The organism is Micromonospora sp. NPDC048169 (assembly GCF_040652815.1).
Lineage (GTDB): Bacteria > Actinomycetota > Actinomycetes > Mycobacteriales > Micromonosporaceae > Micromonospora.
Genome location: NZ_JBEZMS010000023.1, coordinates 48,553 through 64,357, shown reverse-complemented (window position 1 = coordinate 64,357; position 15,805 = coordinate 48,553). Strand labels below are relative to the sequence as shown.

Annotated in this window: 17 protein-coding genes; 12 read left to right on the top strand and 5 right to left on the bottom strand. The window is 74.6% G+C overall.

Translation table 11 applies throughout. From position 1 onward, the window contains the following. Nucleotides 1-82: 82 nt before the first annotated feature. The 4 genes from AB0D28_RS20075 to AB0D28_RS20060 all read right to left on the bottom strand — a co-directional run bounded on the left by AB0D28_RS20075 (nucleotide 83) and on the right by AB0D28_RS20060 (nucleotide 3,911). The gene (locus tag AB0D28_RS20075) at nucleotides 83-1,285 is read right to left on the bottom strand and encodes a low temperature requirement protein A (RefSeq protein ID WP_357387768.1); all 1,203 of its coding nucleotides are present in this window, start codon (nucleotides 1,283-1,285) and stop codon (nucleotides 83-85) included. Nucleotides 1,286-1,480: 195 nt separating this feature from the next. Beyond that, the gene (locus tag AB0D28_RS20070) at nucleotides 1,481-2,440 is read right to left on the bottom strand and encodes a helix-hairpin-helix domain-containing protein (protein ID WP_357387766.1); all 960 of its coding nucleotides are present in this window, start codon (nucleotides 2,438-2,440) and stop codon (nucleotides 1,481-1,483) included. Between the two features lie 242 nt (nucleotides 2,441-2,682). Further along, nucleotides 2,683-3,030: a TcmI family type II polyketide cyclase gene (locus tag AB0D28_RS20065; protein WP_357387764.1), complete on the bottom strand. Its 348-nt coding sequence runs from the start codon at nucleotides 3,028-3,030 to the stop codon at nucleotides 2,683-2,685. A gap of 62 nt (nucleotides 3,031-3,092) precedes the next feature. Further along, entirely contained in the window at nucleotides 3,093-3,911 is an 819-nt protein-coding gene (locus tag AB0D28_RS20060) for a BTAD domain-containing putative transcriptional regulator (protein WP_357387762.1), read from the bottom strand. A gap of 411 nt (nucleotides 3,912-4,322) precedes the next feature. On the opposite strand from AB0D28_RS20060, the gene AB0D28_RS20055 reads away from it, so the two are divergent. From AB0D28_RS20055 to AB0D28_RS20020, 8 genes are read left to right on the top strand one after another with little or no spacing between them, the layout of a single operon-like run. Further along, nucleotides 4,323-4,676 (top strand): TcmI family type II polyketide cyclase, encoded by a 354-nt coding sequence (locus AB0D28_RS20055; protein ID WP_357387760.1) that lies wholly within the window; start codon nucleotides 4,323-4,325, stop codon nucleotides 4,674-4,676. After that, the gene (locus AB0D28_RS20050; RefSeq protein WP_357387758.1) at nucleotides 4,673-6,394 is read left to right on the top strand and encodes an acetyl-CoA carboxylase carboxyltransferase subunit alpha; all 1,722 of its coding nucleotides are present in this window, start codon (nucleotides 4,673-4,675) and stop codon (nucleotides 6,392-6,394) included. Before AB0D28_RS20055 ends, AB0D28_RS20050 begins: the two co-directional genes overlap by 4 nt. Then, the gene (gene accB / locus AB0D28_RS20045; protein WP_357387756.1) at nucleotides 6,394-6,879 is read left to right on the top strand and encodes an acetyl-CoA carboxylase biotin carboxyl carrier protein; all 486 of its coding nucleotides are present in this window, start codon (nucleotides 6,394-6,396) and stop codon (nucleotides 6,877-6,879) included. The genes AB0D28_RS20050 and accB overlap by 1 nt, the downstream gene beginning before the upstream one ends. Beyond that, nucleotides 6,879-8,396 carry an acetyl-CoA carboxylase biotin carboxylase subunit gene (locus AB0D28_RS20040; RefSeq protein WP_357387754.1) on the top strand — a complete coding sequence of 506 codons (1,518 nt, stop codon included), beginning with the start codon at nucleotides 6,879-6,881 and terminating at the stop codon, nucleotides 8,394-8,396. The genes accB and AB0D28_RS20040 overlap by 1 nt, the downstream gene beginning before the upstream one ends. Then, nucleotides 8,393-9,100: an SRPBCC family protein gene (locus AB0D28_RS20035; protein ID WP_357387752.1), complete on the top strand. Its 708-nt coding sequence runs from the start codon at nucleotides 8,393-8,395 to the stop codon at nucleotides 9,098-9,100. Before AB0D28_RS20040 ends, AB0D28_RS20035 begins: the two co-directional genes overlap by 4 nt. Continuing rightward, nucleotides 9,097-9,507, top strand: a complete 411-nt coding sequence (locus AB0D28_RS20030; protein WP_357387750.1) for a cupin domain-containing protein — start codon at nucleotides 9,097-9,099, stop codon at nucleotides 9,505-9,507. Before AB0D28_RS20035 ends, AB0D28_RS20030 begins: the two co-directional genes overlap by 4 nt. Next, nucleotides 9,504-10,775, top strand: coding sequence for a beta-ketoacyl-[acyl-carrier-protein] synthase family protein (locus AB0D28_RS20025; protein ID WP_357387748.1), 1,272 nt, complete (start codon nucleotides 9,504-9,506; stop codon nucleotides 10,773-10,775). Before AB0D28_RS20030 ends, AB0D28_RS20025 begins: the two co-directional genes overlap by 4 nt. Beyond that, nucleotides 10,772-12,019, top strand: a complete 1,248-nt coding sequence (locus AB0D28_RS20020; protein WP_357387746.1) for a beta-ketoacyl synthase N-terminal-like domain-containing protein — start codon at nucleotides 10,772-10,774, stop codon at nucleotides 12,017-12,019. Before AB0D28_RS20025 ends, AB0D28_RS20020 begins: the two co-directional genes overlap by 4 nt. A gap of 3 nt (nucleotides 12,020-12,022) precedes the next feature. Here the strand turns inward: AB0D28_RS20020 and AB0D28_RS20015 are convergent, their stop codons facing one another. Continuing rightward, nucleotides 12,023-12,238: a hypothetical protein gene (locus AB0D28_RS20015; protein WP_357387744.1), complete on the bottom strand. Its 216-nt coding sequence runs from the start codon at nucleotides 12,236-12,238 to the stop codon at nucleotides 12,023-12,025. Nucleotides 12,239-12,490: 252 nt separating this feature from the next. On the opposite strand from AB0D28_RS20015, the gene AB0D28_RS20010 reads away from it, so the two are divergent. The 4 genes from AB0D28_RS20010 (at nucleotide 12,491) to AB0D28_RS19995 (ending at nucleotide 15,700) form a co-directional block, all read left to right on the top strand. After that, nucleotides 12,491-13,888, top strand: a complete 1,398-nt coding sequence (locus AB0D28_RS20010; RefSeq protein ID WP_357387742.1) for a fatty acid--CoA ligase family protein — start codon at nucleotides 12,491-12,493, stop codon at nucleotides 13,886-13,888. Between the two features lie 180 nt (nucleotides 13,889-14,068). Continuing rightward, a complete protein-coding gene (locus AB0D28_RS20005) occupies nucleotides 14,069-14,332 on the top strand; it encodes an acyl carrier protein (RefSeq protein ID WP_357387740.1) in 264 nt (87 codons plus the stop codon). Further along, nucleotides 14,332-14,577, top strand: a complete 246-nt coding sequence (locus AB0D28_RS20000) for an acyl carrier protein (RefSeq protein WP_357387738.1) — start codon at nucleotides 14,332-14,334, stop codon at nucleotides 14,575-14,577. Before AB0D28_RS20005 ends, AB0D28_RS20000 begins: the two co-directional genes overlap by 1 nt. Beyond that, nucleotides 14,570-15,700 carry a beta-ketoacyl synthase N-terminal-like domain-containing protein gene (locus tag AB0D28_RS19995; protein ID WP_357387736.1) on the top strand — a complete coding sequence of 377 codons (1,131 nt, stop codon included), beginning with the start codon at nucleotides 14,570-14,572 and terminating at the stop codon, nucleotides 15,698-15,700. The genes AB0D28_RS20000 and AB0D28_RS19995 overlap by 8 nt, the downstream gene beginning before the upstream one ends. Nucleotides 15,701-15,805: the final 105 nt, after the last annotated feature.

Below are 15,805 nucleotides of genomic sequence, written 5' to 3'. Positions count from 1 at the left end.
ATTTCGAGGTGGAGGCCATGTACCCCGTGCGGGTGATCCGCCAAACGGCGCACCGGTGCCGGCGCGGCCGATTCCGATTACCTCAGTGTGGCGGCATCGGCTCCTCGGGCGGTCGGCCCCGGCTGCGGAGGTAGTCGGCGAACGCCACCCCGGCCAGCACCAGCATCGCCCCGGCCGAGGCGTAGACCGGCGCCAGGTACAACCCGGCCGGGGCGATCGTCAGCAACGCCAGCACGCCGCCCGGCCGGGACGACGACACCCGGCTGAACACCTCGTACTCGAAGGCGGCCCGCCCGGCCAGGAACATCGCCGGCCCGCCGAGGATCACCGCCAGCCAGGCCGGCGGCGTGTGGCCGGTCGGCTCCAGCAGGACCAGGTCGAAGCCCGCCGCGGTGGTCACCACCCCGGCCACCATCAGCAGATGCGTGTACGGCGCGGTGTTGAGGAACCGGTTCGGCCGGTCGGCCCGGGCGATGGCGTGCGGCAGCAGCTCGCCGGACTTGTGCACGTAGATGCGCCAGAGCAGCAGCGTGGTGGTGAACGCGACGGTGAAGGCGACCAGGTTCTCCACCTCGGAGTGGTGCGTGCTGAACACCGTGCCGGCGACCAGCACGGCGTCGCCGAGCGCGATGATGAAGAACTGCTGGTACCGCTCGGACAGGTGCTCGGCCGTCACGTTGCGCTGGGCGTCCGGCACCGCACCCAGGACCGGCACCGGATACGCCAGCCGGAATCCCAGGTAGTCGATGGCCAGCGCGCCGAACCAGAGCAGGAGCCGGGCGGTGCCGTGCGCGGCCAGCGCGCCGATCAACCAGGGCACCGCCGACACGGCGAACCAGACGAAGATGCGCACGGCCCGTTTGTTGCTCTGCGCGTCCCACCGCACGGCGGGCATGAGGAAGAGCCCGCGTCCGAGATGGATCGCCACGTACGTCCCGGCGAACACCAGCCCGCGGGAGCTGAACGCCTCCGGGATGGCGGTGGTCATCAGCAGCGCGCCGAACATCACCGCCACGATCAGCAGCTTGATCTCGGTGCGCTGCGGATCGTAGATGTCGGTGACCAGCGTGGTGATCGCCCAGGTCCACCAGATCGCCATCAGCATGACCAGGGACTCGGCGGCCCGTTCCCAGGTCACCGACCCGATCAGGTGACGTGAGATCAACGCGAGCGCGGCCACGTAGACCAGGTCGAAGAAGAGTTCGAGCAGGGTCACCCGGCGCGGCGCCTCCGGGTCGCGGACCGGCGGTCGCCGGCCGGCGGGCTCCGGCGCTGCGGTGGGCACGACATGCTCCTGCGGAAGGCGGTACGCGCGGCGGGCCGTCCGGGCCCCTCACCGACGGTAGCGACGCCCGTACCCCCGTGGTCGGCTTTCCGGCATACCGGTCCGGTGCCCGCCGGCCGGGAGGTGGCGGGGCCGGAAACGCGCCGGGCCGGTGGCGACAACTCGTCACCACCGGCCCGGAACGCGGACGGCTGTCTACTCCGCGGCGGCCGGGAGCACCCGGTCGGCGTCGGCGGGGGCACCCGCCAGCACCTTCGCCTGCTGCGGCCAGGTGGCCAGGCCGGGCGCGGTGCGCAGCCCGGCGGCCTTCACGGTCTGCCGCAGCGTGACCTCGTCCAGTTCGGCGAGCTGCCGGTAGGTACGGATCCCGGCGTCCTGGAGCGCGGTGGCCAGCTTCGGCCCGATGCCCTGGATCCGCCGGAAGTCGTCCGGCGCGGTGTCGGCCGCGTCGGCCGGAGCATCGTTCTCGGCAGACGCGCGCGGCGCGGGCACGACGGCCGGCTCGGCAGCGACCGGCTCGGCAGCGACCGGCTCGGCAGCGACCGGCTCGATCGGCTCGACGGGCTCCGTGGTCTCGGCGGGCTCCGTGGCCGCGACGGGTGACGGCGCGGCATCAGCGGTGGGCTCCGTGGCCGGGCCGGCCGGCGACGCCGTGGCGTCCGGCTCGTCGGCCAGTGTCGACTGTGCCGGCACGGCGACGGGGGCGCGCTCCGGCTCCGCCGCGAAGGGCTCCGACTCGGCGACGAGCGCCGGGGACCCGGCCGGCTCGTCCACATCGGTGCCGGTCGCGGACTGGTCCGCACCGGCCACCGTGGCGGCCGGCTCCTCGACCGGACGATCGGTGGCGACGGCGACCGGCCCGGCCTCGGCGACCGGCTCGGGCTCGGCGGCGGCCTCGGCGGCGGTCGCCACGGCCGGCTCGGCGGTCGCGGTCTCGGTGGGCGCGGGCTGCTCGGCCACCGTGGCGGTCGCCGGGGGCTCGTCGACCACCGCGACCGGGCGCGGCTCGTCGACGGTGGCGGTGACCTCGGGGGCGGTCTCCGCCGAGGGCGTCGCCGGGGCGCCGGACCGGCGGCCGACGACGAACCAGCCGGCGCCGAATCCGATGAGCAGGGCCAGTATCACGAACAGCCACTGCCCGAAGCTCGACGGCATGGCCAACCTCCTTCTCTGTACGTGCACGACGGGGGCGAAAGACTCGGGGCAGCTTCGCACACGCGCGTGACGTACGACAGGCAGGCCAGGGCCGGGCCGCGGCGGTGGGACCGAAGGTGTCGGCCGGTGGCCGGCGGGTGACCGAGTGTGCGCCGCGGGCGGCCGGGCGGCGGCGGGGAGACGCCCCGGAACCCGGGTGCCGTGCGTGGTTCCGGGGCGCCCCGTCCGTCGCCCGTGGCCGGTCAGTGGATCCGGCCCGGCGCGGGCGCGTCGGCGGCGTCCCAGCTGTAGAAGCAGCCGGCCACGGCGTCGCGGGGGGAGTGCCAGGTCGGCAGGTACGGCGAGGTGTGCGCGGAGAGCCGCTTGTTCACCTGCTCGTACAGCGGGTTGTCGCGCAGTTCCCCGGCCAGGCCGGGGGCGACGTCGACGGTCTCCATCAGATGGACGCACAGGTCGTGTAGGTAATACAGGGAACGGTGCCGGACGCCGGTGAGGTGGGGGAGTTCGGTGGCGTCGGCCTCGGCGAAGATCTGCGCCACCCGTCCCTGTGCGCCCGGCACGATCCGGCTGACCACCAACAGTCGACTCATCGTGACCCCTCTCGCCGCCGTGGTGCTGCGCTCACCGTGCCGGTCGCGCTGTCACCTCGACGTCACCGCGTACCCCGGGGCATTGATGGTGGGGCCGCCTTGGCGGGCCGGTCCGTGCGGCGCGGCGCCGGCGGTTCCGGACGGCTGGCCCGGCGGATCGGCGCGAGGGTGTCGTCGAGCAGCGCTGTCATCGCCGGAGACGGTTCCAGGCGCAGTTCGCGCAGGAGCAGGTCCCGGTAGACGTAGAAGGAGTGGACCGCCTCGAACGCGTTGCCCTCGGCCAGGTGGATGCGCACCACCAGGCGGTGCGGGGTCTCCCGCAGCGGCTCGGCGGCCATCGCCTCCAGCGCGGCCTCCAGCGCCTCGCCGTGCCGGCCGGCGGTGAGGTGGTTGCCGGCCAGCTCCTCCAGCATGTGCAGGCGCAACTGGCGCAGCCGTTCGCGTTCCAGCAGCACCCAGTCGTCGTACCAGCCGGGGAGCAGGTCGTGGCGTCCGGCGCCGGTCGCGCCGCGCGGGACGGCGCCCTCGCGGACCAGCGTCGCGGCCTCCACCAGGTCGTCCACGTCGAGGCGGACGGTGGGCCCGAGGCGGACGGTGTCGCCGTCGGTGCGCAGCGGGCAGCACGGGTCCTGCCGCAACCGCCACAGCGCGGTACGCAGCGACGACAGCGCCCGATCCTCCGGCGTCTCCGGCCACAGCAGCCCGGCGAGGTGGCTGCGGGTCGCGGCCGGACGCAGGCCGATCAGGGCGATGACGCGCTGCAACCCCCGGGGTACGACGACCGGCGCGTCGTCGTGCAGGAGCTGGAAACCGCCGAGCAGGTGCAGTGACACCCGGGGCGCGGGTACGCCGGCCGTCGGCATTCTCGACCCACCCGACACGGCGCACCCCCCAGCACCGGAACCCTCGTTCCGACCGTCTCCCGTTGCCCGGACGCCGCCCGCGACGCCGGTGTCGGAACGCCTCCGCCGCGGCCGGGAATCTCCACCGTGGCCGGGCTGACCGAGACGGAGAATATCAACGCCTGTTACTCTCAGTCAACGCTAGGTCGGTCACCCGACTGTCCATAGCGGGCTCGGTAATACGGCCGTGATCTGCGAAGAAGTGTCGTCACCCGGAGAGCGGAAGGCGATCTTCGCATAGCTCACGCACAGCTTGCGTCAACGCAGCGTCACCACGTTTGTGCCGCGATGGGTCCCGGTTGACGCCCGGTAGACGCCCCTGGCGCGACCGTGTGGCGATCCGTGCGGCGCGACTGGTTCGCCGCGCACCGGGACGTGCAGGAGGCGCGAATGGACCGTTCGCTCATCGTCGCCAAGGTGGTGCCGACGGCCGAGGACCGGGTGGCCGAGATCTTCGCCGAGTCCGACGCGACAGAGCTGCCCGGCCTGGTCGGCGTCCGGCACCGTTCGCTGTACCGGCTGCACGACCTCTACGTCCACCTGCTGGAGACGGAGACGCCGGCGCGGGGCGCGGTCGAGGACAACCGGGGGCATCCGGAGTTCGTCCGGATCAGCGAGCGGCTGCGGCCGTACATCTCGCCGTACCTGCCGACCTGGCGCTCACCCCGCGACGCGATGGCGCACTGCTTCTACCGGTACGACGCGCCGGCTCACCTGCGCGACGCCGCCGGGCGGCCGCAGTGACCACGACCGCCCCGCGCGACGAGCAGCTCTGGTCGAGGTGTGACGGATGCGCGTCGCTGCTCTACCGCAAGCGGCTGCGCCGCAACCTGGACGTCTGCCCGGAGTGCGGCGCGCACGCCCGGCTGGACGCGCCCGACCGGGTGGCGCAACTGGCCGACCCGGACTCGTTCGTGCCGCTGCCCGACCCGGCGGTACGCGTCGACCCGATCGAGTTCGTCGACGAGCTGCCGTACCCGCACCGGCTCGGGGCCGCCCGCGCGGCGACCGGCCTGGACGAGGCGGTGCTGTGCGGCACCGCCCGGCTGGGCGGGCACCCGGTCGCGCTGGCGGTGATGGACTTCCGCTTCCTCGGCGGCAGCCTCGGCTGCGCGGTCGGTGAGCTGATCACCCGCACCGCCGAGCGGGCGCTCGCCGACGGCATCCCGCTGGTGCTGGTGACCGCGTCCGGCGGCGCGCGGATGCAGGAGGGCGCGCTGTCGCTGATGCAGATGGCCACCGTCAGCCAGGCCCTCGCGGGGATGCGGGAGGCCGGCCTGCTCACGGTCAGCGTGGTCACCGATCCCACGTACGGCGGGGTGGCCGCCTCCTTCGCCACGAACACCGACCTGGTGCTGGCCGAGAGCGGCGCCCGGCTGGGTTTCGCCGGCCCCCGGGTGATCCGCCAGGTCACCGGCGCGAAGCTGCCGGAGGGCTTCCAGACCGCGGAGTACCTGCTGCGGCACGGCCAGGTGGACATGGTGGTGCCCCGGCACGCGCTGCGGGGCCGGCTCGCCGCGCTGCTCGCCGCCGCCGACTCCGGCCGCCGTGCGCCGGAGGCCCCGACCGCGCCGCGCCCGGCGCCCGCCGTCTCCGCCACGCCGGCCGGCCCGGACCGCGACCCCTGGGAGACGGTACGCACGGCGCGGCACCCCGGTCGCCCGACCACGCTGGACTACCTGGAGACGGCGTTCGACGGGTTCGTGGAGCTGCACGGCGACCGGCTCGGCGCGGACTGCCAGGCAGTCGTCGGCGGCATCGCCCGCCTCGACGGCCGGCCGGTGATGGTGCTCGGCCACCAGAAGGGGCACACCACAGCCGAGCTGGTGACCCGCAACTTCGGCATGGCCAGCCCGGCCGGGCACCGCAAGGCGCTGCGGCTGATGCGGCTCGCGGCGCGGCTGCGGCTTCCGGTGGTGACGCTTGTGGACACGCCCGGCGCGGACCCGGGGGTGAGCGCCGAGCAGCAGGGTCAGGCGGCGGCGATCGCGGAGAACATCCTGGCGCTCACCGTGCTGCCCACGCCGGTGGTGGCGGTGGTCACCGGGGAGGGCGGCAGCGGCGGCGCGCTCGCGCTCGCGGTCGCCGACCGGGTGCTCATGCTGGAACACGCGGTCTACTCGGTGATCAGCCCGGAGGGCTGCGCGGCGATCCTCTGGCCGGACAGCTCGGCCGCCCCGCAGGCGGCCCGCGCGCTGCGGCTCACCGGCGCCGACCTGTGCCGCCTCGGCGTGGTCGACCAGCTGGTGCCGGAGCCACGCCCGGCCGCGCACGCCGACCCGGGGGGCGCGGCCGAGCTGCTGCGCCGGGCGGTCGCGGCGAACCTCGCCCCGCTGCTCACCGTCCCGCCGGCCACCCTGGTGCGCCGCCGGAGGCAGCGCTTCCGCCGCTTCGGCGCGGCCCGGTCGGCCGGACCGTCCCCTGCCGCCTCCCCGGCCGGTGGCCGGGCGGAGGTGGCGTGATGGCCGACGCCGAGGCCGAGCAGGTGCTCGACGGGCTGCGCCGGCAGGCCCGCAAGCTCGTCGCCGACCTGGCCGGGCCGGTACGCCGGGTGCGGCTGCGTAGCGGCGAGTCGGTGCTGGAGGTCGAGTGGCACGACCCGGCGGCACCGGCGCAGCGCGCCGCCGAACCGGTCGAGGCGACACCCGCGCGAGCCGCCGAACCGGCCGCGCGCGCCGCGCCCGTGATCGACCGGCCGGCCGTGCGCTCACCGGTGGTCGGCACGTTCTACCGGGCCCCCGAGCCGGGGGCGATGCCGTTCGTGGCGGTCGGCGACATGGTCCGCCCGGGCCAGGTGGTCGGCATCGTCGAGGCCATGAAGCTGATGAACGAGGTGACCGCCGGCCAGGCCGGACGGGTGGTCGAGGTGCTCGTCGACGACGGCAAGCCCGTCGAGTACGACCAGCCGCTGATCGCCCTGGAACCGGTCACCGGACAGGACTGGTGATGTTCGACAAGGTGCTGATCGCCAACCGGGGCGAGATCGCGCTGCGGGTGCTGCGCGCCTGCCGGGAACTCGGCGTACGCACCGTGGTGGTGCACTCCAGCGCCGACGCCGACTCGCTGCCGGTGCGGCTCGCCGACGAGGCGGTACGGATCGGACCGGCGGCCAGCCGCCGCAGCTACCTCAACGCGGCGGCGATCGTGGAGGCCGCCCGGCAGACCGGCGCGCAGGCGGTGCACCCCGGCTACGGCTTCCTGTCCGAGGACGCCGACTTCGCCGAGATCTGCGCCGAGAACGGGCTGGTCTTCGTCGGCCCGCCGCCGCAGGTGATGTCCGCGCTCGCGGACAAGTCGACGGCGCGGGCGCTGATGAGCCGGGCCGGGCTGCCGCTGCCGCCGGGCAGCGTTCGGACGCTGCCCACCGTCGGCGAGGCGCAGGAGGTGGCCGCCGATGTGGGCTACCCGGTCATCGTGAAGGCCGCGGCGGGCGGGGGCGGGCGCGGCATGACAGTGGTGCGTTCCGCCGCCGAGCTGCCCCGCGCGTACGCCAGGACCCGCGCCGCCGCGCAGGTCGCCTTCGGTGACGACCGGGTGTACGTCGAGCGGTTCCTCGCCGACGCCCGCCACGTCGAGGTGCAGGTGCTCTGCGACGGCCACGGCAACGGTGTACACCTGGGCACCCGGGACTGCTCGGTGCAGCGGCGGCACCAGAAGCTGATCGAGGAGGCGCCCGCCCCCGCGCTGCGGCAGGCCACGGTGGACACCGTCGCCGAGGTGGCGCTGCGCGGCGCGCTGTCGGTCGGCTTCACCGGCGCCGGAACCGTGGAGTTCCTGGTCGACGAAGCCGAACGTTGCCACTTCCTGGAGATCAACTGCCGGATCCAGGTCGAACACCCGGTCACCGAGATGGTTACCGGCATCGACCTCGTGCAGGAACAGCTGCACGTCGCGTACGGCACCCCGCTGCGGCTGCGCCAGTCCGACGTCCGCCTGCACGGCGTGGCGATCGAGTGCCGGGTCAACGTGGAGGACCCGGACCGCGACTTCGCGCCCGCCCCCGGCCGGCTGGACCGGTTCCGGCCGCCGGGCGGCCCGTTCACCCGGGTCGACACCCACGGCCACGCCGGCTACCTGGTCAGCCCGCACTACGACTCGCTGCTGGCGAAGGTGGCGGTGTGGGCGCCGGACCGGGACGCCGCGCTGGACCGGCTCGACCGGGCGCTGGCCGAGTTCGACGTGGCCGGCCCCGGCGTGCGTACCACCATCCCGTTCGCCCGGCGGGTGCTGCGCGACCCGGCGTTCCGTGCCGCCCGGCACACCACCGCGCTTGTGGAACGCCTGCTCACCCCGCCCACCGACGGCGCCCCACCGAACGGCGACGCCCCGCCCGGCGACGGCGTCCCCGGGGCGTCCCCGGCGCGGGGCGTCGTACCCGACCCGCGCGGCGCGACCGGACCGGACGGCCGTACCCCCGTCAGCGCCGTGCCCGCCGCCGGCCCGACCACCTGGAGGAACCGATGACAGTCGCACCCGACCGCCCGCTCGCCCGCGAGATCACCGACATCCTGGTCACGCACTGCGGCCTGGACCCGGACGCCGCCGCCGGCGCGCCCGCGGCGAGCCTGGAGGAGCTGGGCATGGACTCGCTGGCGCTGCTCGAACTGTCGGCGGTCGTGGCCGACAGGTGGCGGGTGAAGATCCCCGAACAGGCCGGGCAGCTCAGCATCGCCGGCGTCGCCGACCTGGTGGCCCGCAAGTCGGACCCACCCGGGCACACCGAGAACGCCGTGGAGATCGACGCGCCGCTGCCGCTGGTCTGGGAGATCACCAACGACGTGGCCGGGTGGCCGGACCTGTTCACCGAGTACGCGGTGGCGGAGATCCTGCACCGCGACGGCGACACCGTGCGGTTCCGGCTCACCATGCACCCGGATGAGAACGGCGTGGCGTGGAGCTGGGTCAGCGAGCGCACCGCCGACCCGGCCACCCGCGAGGTGCAGGCGCGGCGCGTCGAGACCGGCCCGTTCGAGTACATGCGCATCCACTGGCGCTACGACGAGACGCCCGGCGGCACCCGGATGACCTGGACGCAGGACTTCGCGATGAAGCCGGACGCGCCCGTCGACAACGCCGGCATGACCGACCGGATCAACACCAACAGCGCGATCCAGCTCGCCGTGATCAAGGAGAAGATCGAGCGGGCGTACGCGGGAGGCGCGCGATGACCGACATCACCACCGCCCGGGTCTCCGTCCACGACGTACCCGCCGACCGCCGTCGCGGCGGCGAGCTGCGGGTGCTGCTCGGCCCGAAGACGGTCGGCAGCACCTCCGGTTTCATGGGCGTCGCCACGCTCGCGCCGGGGGAGCGGATCGCCGAGCACTACCACCCGTACAGCGAGGAGTTCCTCTACGTCGCCCGGGGCGCGATCACCGTCGACCTGGACGACGCGCCGGTGCCGCTCGCCGCCGGGGAGGCGCTCTATGTGCCGAAGGACGTCCGGCACCGGCTGCGCAACACCGGCGACGAGCCCGCCGAGGTGGTGTTCCACCTCGGACCGCTCGCCCCCCGCCCGGAACTGGGCCACGTCGACACCGAGAGCGCGGCACCGCCGCCACGGGAGCCGTCGTGACCGGCCGGCGCACCGTGGTCACCGGCATCGGTGTGGTCGCACCCGGTGGCGCCACCCGGGACCGCTTCTGGAAGACGATCACCGAGGGCCGTACCGCGACGCGGCGGATCAGTTTCTTCGACCCGTCGCCGTTCCGGTCCCAGATCGCCGCCGAGTGCGACTTCGACCCGGACGCCGCCGGGATCACGCTCGCCGAGCGGCAGCGCGCCGACAGGTACACGCAGTTCGCGCTCGCCTGCTCCGCCGAGGCGCTCGCGGACAGCGGCCTGGCCCTCACCGACGCGCAGCGCGAACGCGCCGGGGTGGTGCTCGGCACCGCCGTCGGCGGCACCATGGCGCTGGAACAGGAGTACGTGCGGGTCAGCGACTCCGGCCGGCACTGGCTGGTCGACCACGCGCTCGGCGGGCCGTACCTCTACCAGGCGCTGGTGCCCAGCAGCCTGGCCGCCGACGTGGCCTGCCGGCACGGCCTGCACGGCCCCGCGCAGGTCATCTCCACCGGCTGCACCTCCGGCATCGACGCCATCGGGTACGCCCACCAGCTCGTCGCCGACGGCGAGGCCGACGTGGTGCTGGCCGGCGCCGCCGACTCGCCGATCTCCCCGGTCACCGTCGCCTCGTTCGACGCGATCGGCGCGACCAGCCCGGACAACGACGACCCGGCGCACGCCTCCCGGCCGTTCGACGCCGACCGGCACGGTTTCGTCCTCGCCGAGGGCGCGGCGGTGCTGGTGCTGGAGGAGGCCGAGCACGCCCGCCGCCGGGGCGCGCACGTCTACTGCGAGGTCGCCGGGTACGCCGGCCGCAGCAACGGCTTCCACATGACCGGGCTGCGCCCGGACGGCGCGGAGATGGCGGTGGCGATCAGCGACGCGCTGCGGCAGGCGCGGCTCGCCCCGTCGGCCGTGTCGTACGTCAGCGCGCACGGCTCCGGCACCCGGCAGAACGACAGGCACGAGACGGCGGCGTTCAAGCGGGCGCTGGGGGAGACGGCGTACCGGGTGCCGATCAGCTCGATCAAGTCGATGGTCGGCCACTCGCTCGGCGCCATCGGCTCGATCGAGATGGCCGCCTGCGCGCTCGCCATCGAGTACGGCGTGGTCCCGCCCACCGCGAACTGGACCACCCGCGACCCGGAGTGCGACCTGGACTACGTGCCGAACGAGGCCCGGGAGGTGCCGGTGGACGTGGCGTTGTCGGTGGGCAGCGGCTTCGGCGGCTTCCAGTCGGCCATGGTGTTCCGCCGGCTGGCGGTGACGGCACCATGACCGCGCGCGCGGTGGTGACAGGCATCGGCGTGGTCGCACCCAGCGGCATCGGGGCCGAGGCGCACTGGAACACGGTGGTCGCCGGCACCCGGCGCACCGGGCCGATCACGCTGTTCGACCCGGAGCGGTATCCAACGCGCGTGGCCGGGGAGGTGACCGGCTTCGACCCGGCCGGATTCAGCGACACCCGGCAGCGGGTGCAGACCGACAGGTGGACCCACCTCGGCTTCGCCGCCACCAGACTGGCGCTGGCCGACGCCGGGCTGCCCGAGGTGTCGCCCGACCCGTACAAGTGGGCGGTCACGCTCGCCAGTTCCTCCGGCGGCAACCTGTTCGGGCAGCGGGAACTGCAACGGCTGTGGGGCGGGCCGAGCCGCACCGTCGGGGCGTACCAGTCGATCGCGTGGTTCTACGCCGCGAGCGTCGGCCAGCTGTCGATCCGCCACCAGTTCAAGGGACCGTCCGGGGTGACAGTGTCCGAGTCGGCCGGCGGGCTGGACAGCCTGGCGCACGCGGTGCGCACCGTCCGCCGGGGCACCCCGGTGGTGATCGCCGGGGCGACCGAGTGCCCGCTGAGCCCGTACGCGCTGGCCTGCCAACTGCGTTCCGGCCTGCTCAGCGACGTGGCCGACCCGCAGCGCGCGTACCGGCCGTTCGACGTCGCGGCCAGCGGGTACGTGCCGGCCGAGGGCGGCGCGGTGTTCGTGGTCGAGGACCTGGGGCACGCGCTGGCCCGGGGCGCCCGCGTCTACGGGGAGATCACCGGCTGGGCGGCCACCCACGACGCCGCGCCCACCGACCCGGCCACCGGCCCCGACCCGGCCCACTACGCCCGCGCGATGCGGCTCGCGCTGGAGCGCGCCGGGGTACGCCCGCACGACGTGGACGTGATCTGGCCGGACGCGCTCGGCGTGCCCACGTACGACCGGGCCGAGGCAACGGCGCTGCGTACCGTGTTCGGCGTCCGGACCCCGCCGGTGACCACGCAGAAACCGCTGACCGGCCGGGCGCACCAGGGCGGGTCCGCGCTGGACGCGGCCACCGCGCTGCTGGCGTTCCGCCGTGGCATGCTGCCCGCCTCGGCCGGCCCGGACGAGCCCGCGCCCGGCTGCGAGCTGACGTTCCTGCGTGAGCCCCGCCCGCCGCGCAGCCGGATCGCGCTGGTCGGGGCGCGCGGTTTCGACGGGTTCAACAGCGCGCTGGTGCTGCGCGGCGCCGCGCCCCCACCGGCGGGCGAGCGCTGACCGTCACGACGGCCGGGCCAGGTACGCCGTCTTGGCGTCCCCGGAGCACCCGCAGGCACCGTCCACCCCCAGCACGAACAGGTGCGGCCCCTCGGTGGCCAGGATCCGCGCGAAGGCCCGTTCGTCTGAGCCGTCGGTCAGGTGCGGGTCGTCCGGGTTGAGCTGCCGGTAGAGGCGGACGACCTGCGGGAAGTCGTCGGGCCGGGCCGCGCGGAACATGCCGTGAGCCTCGCCGCCCGCTGCCCGGGCAGGATTTTCGAGTGCGCACAGCATCGGCCGGCGGGCTACCTTGCCGGCGTGTGCCCGATCCTGCCTGTCCGATCGAGCCTGGGCAATCCACCCAGCCGCCGTTTTTGATCTAGCCATTTGCATCTGGCGATGCAAAATGGGCCGCCGTAGGGTTCCGTCCGTACCCGAACGACGTACCGCTGGGCGGATCCGCCCAGTTCCTCAGTGGAACGGTGGCCGGTCGTGACTGCACATCCCGTGGCGGAGGATCCCGCCCCGACGACGGTGGACTGGGTGGACGACATCCTGTTCACCGGACACGACAGCGACGTCTGCCTGCGCCTGCCCGAACCGGTCGACAAGGGCACCCTGCGCCGGCTCGTCGGCGAGGCGCAGACGGCGCTCGCCGAGGCCGGGCTGCGCGCCGGAGGCGCCGCCGCGCTGCGCCTGCCGCCCTCGCTGACGTACGTGGCGTACCTGCTCGCCACCTGGCGCACCGGCGCCCAGGCCGTGCTGCTCGACCACCGGCTCACCGGCCACGAGGTCGACCAGGCGCTGCGCCGGCTCAGCCCGCAGGTGGTGGTCGCCCCGGTCCGCTCCGGCGGCGGCGCGCTGAAGATCTTCGTCGACGTCACCGCCGGGGTCAGCGCGTACTCCGACCACCCGGCGGGCAGCCCGCACGCGGTCATCCAGCTCAGCTCCGGCTCCACCGGACCGTCCAAGGTGATCGGCCGCACCGCCGCCGACCTGGTCGCCGAGGTGCACCGCTACACCCGCATCGACGGCGTCGCGCTGCCCGGCGAGCGGATCATCCTGCTGCCCAGCATGGTGCACGTGCTCGGCCTGGTCGGCGGCCTGCTCTACGGTCTGCACGCCGGTGTCGAGCTGTGCCCGCCGGAACGGCTCAGCGGCGACGCGATCCTCGCCGCCGTCGCCGCGCAGGACACCCCGGCCACAGTGCTCGGCGTGCCGTTCCACATCGGGCTGCTCGCCTCCACCACGACCGCCGGGCCGCTGCCGCAGCTCAAGCGCATGACCACCGGCGGTGAGCTGGTGTCCGCCGCCGTGGCGAACGCGTTCACCGACCGGTACGGCGTACCGCTGGGCAACATGTACGGGATGACCGAGGTCGGCGTCATCGGCACCGACCTGTACGGGCGGCACCGCCCCGCCATCGCGCCCGCCCCCGGCATCGAGGTACGCGAGCGCGACGGCGAGCTCTGGGTGTCCTGCCCGGACAACCCGTACGTCGGGCCGGCCGACCCGACCCGCTGGGCCGACGGCTGGCTGCACACCCGCGACGCCGGCGTGGTCGATCCGGACACCGGCCTGGTCACCATCAAGGGCCGGCTGGACTCGCAGGTGTCGGTGGGCGGCCTGAAGGTCGACCTGACCGAGGTGGAGGCGACAGTCGCCGGGCTGCCCGGTGTCATCGCCGCGGTGGTGGTCTGGGACGACGGCATCACCGCGTACGCGCAGACCGACGGCTCGCTGACCGAGGAGACGCTGGACAAGCTGATCGCCGAACGGCTGGCCGGCTTCAAGCGTCCCCGCACCCTGCGCCTGCTCGACCAGATGCCCCGCACCACCACCGGAAAGCTGGTCCGGTCCGTCCCGGCGCTGCGGGACGCGGCGTCGTGACCGGCCCCCTGTACGAACCGCACGCCCGCCGTACGCCCGCCGGTCGTCCGGTCCACCCCGATTCCCGACCCGGACCGGCCGAGGAACGCGCCACCCGCGCGTCCGATGCGGCCGGTTCCCACGCACACGGTGTCCCGACCGGGCACCGTCAGCCGGTACACGGAGAAGAGGTCTGAACCCATGCGAGACGAGGTCCGCACCTTCGTCATCGAACAGCTCGCCGACATGAACTACGACGTGGAGGAACTCGACGACGACACCACCCTCGGCCCCTCCGGCGTCGACCTGGAGTCGCTGGCCCTGGCCGACCTCGCGGTCCGCGTCGAGGACCGGTACGGCCTGAAGTTCGCCGACGACGAGTCGGAGAAGCTGGCGCTGATGACCGTCGGCGAGTTCATCACGATGGTCGCCGACCGGGTGGCCGCGAACAGCGACGAGTCCTGATGTCCGGTCAGCCCGACCTGGGGCGAGCTGACCTGGTGAGCATGCTCGCCGAACTGACCGCGAGCCCCGCCGACCAGGTGCCGGACCGGCTCGGCTCGATGGAGCTGGCCTGGCTGGTGCACATGGTCGAGCAGCGCTACGACCGGCGGCTGGACGTGACTGACGACCAGCTCGCCGGCATCCGCACCGTCGACGACGCGCTCGCGGTGTTCCGTGGCTCCCTGACCGCTCCCGCAGATGGCTGAGCGGGAGACCGTACGGATCACCGGCACGTACGCGCTCAGCGCCCTCGGCAGGGGCGCGGACGCGCTGCTGGCCGGGGTGCTCACCGGCACCCCGGCGTTCGCGCCGGTGCGCCGTTTCGACACCACCGGCCGCCGGGTGACGGTGGCGGCCACAGTGCCGGACGCCGGCACGCTCGCCGACGAGCTGGCGGACGGAATCGACGCCGCCGCCCGGGCCGCCGGGCTGGACCGGGCCGGGCGCGCGGAGTCGGCGCTGTTCCTGGCCACCCACGGTGGGCCGCACTCGCTGCCCGTACCGCAGGGGCGGGACGAACCGGCGGTGCCGGCGCTCGCCGGTCACCTGGCCGCGCGGTGCGGCCTGGGCGGGCGTACCCGGATCTACACCACCGCGTGCGTGTCGGCGAGCAGCGCGGTCGCCGACGCGGCGGCGCTGATCCGCCGGGGCGACCTGGAGCGGGTCGTGGTCGCGGCCGGCTACCTGGTCGAACCGGACCAGTTCGCGTTGTTCGACGCCGGGCGGGCGCTCGCCGCCGACGGGGCGGTGCGCCCGTTCAGCGCCGGCCGCAAGGGCCTGCTGCTCGGTGACGGGGTGGCCGCCGTGGTGCTGGAGTCGGCGGGCGCCGCCGCCCGGCGGGGCGCCGAGACGATGGCGAGCGTGGCCGGGTGGGGCCGGGCGGGGGACGCGTACCACCCGTGCCAGCCGCACCCGGACGGGCTCGGGCTGGCCCGGGCGGCCGAGGCGGCGCTGCGCCGCGGCGGGCTGCCCCCGGACGCGGTCGGATACGTCAACGCCAACGCCACCGGCACCCCGTTCAGCGACGCCTCCGAGGCGGCGGCGCTGACCCGGGTGTTCGGCAAGGACACCGGGCGGTTGCCGGTCAGCTCCACCAAGTCGGTGCACGGGCACGCGCTGGAGGCGTCCGGCCTGCTGGAGCTGGTGGTGACGGTGCTGGCCCTGCGGCACGGCAAGCTGCCGGTAACCGCCGGCTGGCTCGGTCCGGACCCGCAGTGCCCGCTGGACGTCATCCGCGACGCCCCCCGCCCCGCGCGAACCGAGCACGCCCTGACCCTCAACGCCGCCTTCGGCGGCGCCGACACGGCCCTCCTGGTGAGCACCTCATGACCGGCTCCACCCACCCCGACCTCCCGCGATCTTGCACTTCCGGCCCCGGAGAAACGGGCACAACGCCCGCCGAGGGGGCACCAACCGCAAGATCGCGCAACGGGG